At 74.6% G+C, this 2,670-nt stretch carries 3 protein-coding genes; all 3 read right to left on the reverse strand.

All coding sequences use genetic code 11. The annotated features are described in order from the left end of the window. Nucleotides 1-779: DUF4142 domain-containing protein (locus tag GTW43_RS28860; protein WP_161304931.1), on the reverse strand; the 779-nt coding region annotated here is incomplete at its 3' end. A 44-nt stretch (nucleotides 780-823) separates the two neighbouring features. Further along, complete coding sequence (locus tag GTW43_RS28865) at nucleotides 824-1,723, reverse strand: cytochrome c biogenesis CcdA family protein (RefSeq protein ID WP_161304933.1); 900 nt, start codon at nucleotides 1,721-1,723, stop codon at nucleotides 824-826. Further along, nucleotides 1,720-2,454 (reverse strand): thioredoxin domain-containing protein, encoded by a 735-nt coding sequence (locus GTW43_RS28870; RefSeq protein WP_161304935.1) that lies wholly within the window; start codon nucleotides 2,452-2,454, stop codon nucleotides 1,720-1,722. Before GTW43_RS28870 ends, GTW43_RS28865 begins: the two co-directional genes overlap by 4 nt. Nucleotides 2,455-2,670 lie beyond the last annotated feature (216 nt).

A 2,670-nucleotide genomic window follows, 5' to 3' on the forward strand; every position in this document is an offset into this window, starting at 1 on the left:
CAGGAGGTGGGCGCGGGCCGGTCGGTGTTGATGGTGCGGCCCGGGTCCCCGGGCGGCTCGGCCGAGGGGCGCGAGGTCGCGTCCGGAGAACCGGTCGGCTGCGCAGGTGCGGGCCGGGCCGGGGCGCCACCGCCGGGCGGCGGCGGGCCGGTCGGGCTGGCGGTCGCGGCGCCCGCCGCCTCGTCGGCGATGGCGTCGAAGTCCACGTCACCGGTGTTCTCCAGCATGGTGATGTGGTCGAGCACGGTCTGGTTGGCATCCGTGGCCAGTTCCCGTACCAGCGCGTTGCGTGTGGTGTGGCGCACCTGTGCGATCAGTGCGAACACCTTGCCGTGCGAGTCACGCAGCAGATTGGCGAACTTCCGCTCGTAGTCCTTGCCGCTCGCCGCACTCAACTGGTCGAGCCAGCCCTGCTGCTGGGCGTTGGGCTGGCTCGGCAGCTCCACCCCGAGCCGGCCCGCGACCGAGCGCACCCGCTGGTCCAGGTCGGTGTGGCCGACGACGAGGTGGTCCCCCGCCTCGCGCACCGCGCGGGTCGGCGCGCGCTCCATGGCCTGCTGGCCCGCGGGGATCTCCCAGAGCCCCGCGAGCCGGACCTTGACGATGAAGTCCCGGTCCGTCGCCGACAACGGGCCCCACTGGGTGGCCACGGTCCCGGCGTTCAGGTTCGCCTGGCCCGTCCCCGACCGGTCGGCGTACGACCAGATCGGGAACGCCAGGGCGCCCAGGGTGGCGACGAGGGCGGCGATGATCAGGGCGGTGCCGTTGACGCGACGCAAGCAGGCCTCCCGGTGACCGGCTCCGAACTCGCCGCTGCGGCGAGCTACTTGGTGGTACGGGAAGATACGGGCGGGACGTCCGCGGTGTTCAGTTCCTCGCGGGGTTCGTCGTCCCCGCGCACGGTGCGTGACCGGCCGCGCAGGGCCCGCACGACGAGCAGCGCACCCGCGAGCGCCACGGCCGCGGCGAGCAGCGCCGCGTCCGGGACGTGCCCGCCCACCGACCTGGCCCACTGCTCGGCGGCGAACGAGTCGTCCACGTCGAGCAGTCCGGGCAGCGCCGTCGTCCCGTCGAACAGCAGGAACAGCGTGCCGAGCACGACGAAGAACAGGCCCGAGACGAGCGAGGTCGAGTGGGTCTCGAAGCGGCCGACGCGCACCGCGCGGCCGCGCAGGACCCGGCGCCTGCCGAGGTCGAACCGCTCCCACAACAGGGCGAGCAGGAACAGCGGCACGGCCATGCCCAGCGCGTACACGGCGAGGAGCAGCCCGCCGTACACGGGGTGCCCGCCGAGCGCGGCGACGGTGAGGACGCTGCCGAGGATCGGGCCCGCGCAGAACCCGGCGAGTCCGTAGACCGCGCCCAGGGCGTAGACGGACAGGGCAGTGGCCGGGCGGATACGGCCGGACAGCTCCGTCAGACGCCGGGAGGAGAAGCCGCGGCCCGCGATCTGCAGGACGCCGAGCGCGATGACGGTCCAGCCGCCGACCGTGACGAGCAGGTCGCGGTGGCCGTAGAAGAAGCGCCCGGCGAAGGAGCCGGCCGCGCCGAGCGGGACCAGGGTCGTGGCGAGGCCGAGGTAGAAGACGCCGGTGCGGGCGACGAGCCGGGTGGGGCTGTCGATCGAGTACGCGAAGAACGCGGGGAGCAGGAGCGCGCTGCACGGGCTGAGCAGCGCGAGCAGCCCTCCGAGGAACGCGGCGAGGTAACCGATGTCGCTCACTTCGCGGCCCGCGCCTTCGCCGCCTCGATCTCCTGGACGAAGACCTCCTCGGGCTGGGCTCCGGCCAGCGGCTGCCCGTTGATCAGGAACGAGGGCGTCGCGGTGGCGCCCAGCGCGTACGCCTCGTCCCGGTCCTTCTCGACGGCGGCCCGTGCCCGCGGACCGGCCAGGTCGTCGCGGAACCGGTCGAGGTCCGCGACGCCGGCCTCGCGGGCGAGGGCGTCGAGGCGGGCGGCGCCGAAGCCCTTCTCCTTGGCCCCGTCGGCGTAGGCGGCCTCGTGGAACTGCCAGAAGCGGCCCTGCTCTCCGGCGGCCCAGGCCGCGCGTGCGGCGGACTCCGACGCGGCGCCGAAGAGCGGGAAGTTGCGCCACTCGATGCGCAGGGTGCCGTCCTCGACGTACTTCTTCACGAGGGCCGGTTCGGTGTCGCGGGCGAACTTTCCGCAGTAGCCGCACTGGAAGTCGGCGTACTCGACGAGGACGACGGGCGCGTCCGCGCGGCCCCGGGCGAGCGGGTCCTTCGCGTCGCGTCGGGCGAGTCCGGTCAGGGTCTCGGAGGTGTCGTCGGCGGGCTGCTGCCCGACGGTCGCGGCAGGGCGGGAGTCGGGCTCGGTCGCCGTGTAGGAGACGACGCCGAGCAGGGCCGCGGCCACGACGACGACGGCGCCGAGGGCGAGCGGGCGGGTGGAGCGGGTCGTGCCGGACGGGGCGGCGGACTTGTTCTGGGGCATGCCGGAGCGGTCCCTTGCGTGAGGAGGACGTGATGAGGAGGACGACGGTGTGCGGGCACGGCGGTGCGGCCCGGGGCGTCGTCTACACGCGCAGGACGGACAGTTCGACCGGTGAGAGTGCGTCGGCGGGCGGCGGCGCGCGGCCGCACGGGATGCGCGGCGCGAGGCCCTCGAGCGGCGCGGCGGCGCCCTCGCCGTGCGCCTGCGCGAGCGGCG

The organism is Streptomyces sp. SID5785 (genome assembly GCF_009870065.1).
GTDB lineage: Bacteria > Actinomycetota > Actinomycetes > Streptomycetales > Streptomycetaceae > Streptomyces.

Excerpts from the sequence above, each read along its gene's own strand:
- GTW43_RS28870 (WP_161304935.1), bottom strand. The coding sequence starts at position 2,454 with ATGCCCCAGAACAAGTCCGCCGCCCCGTCCGGCACGACCCGCTCCACC.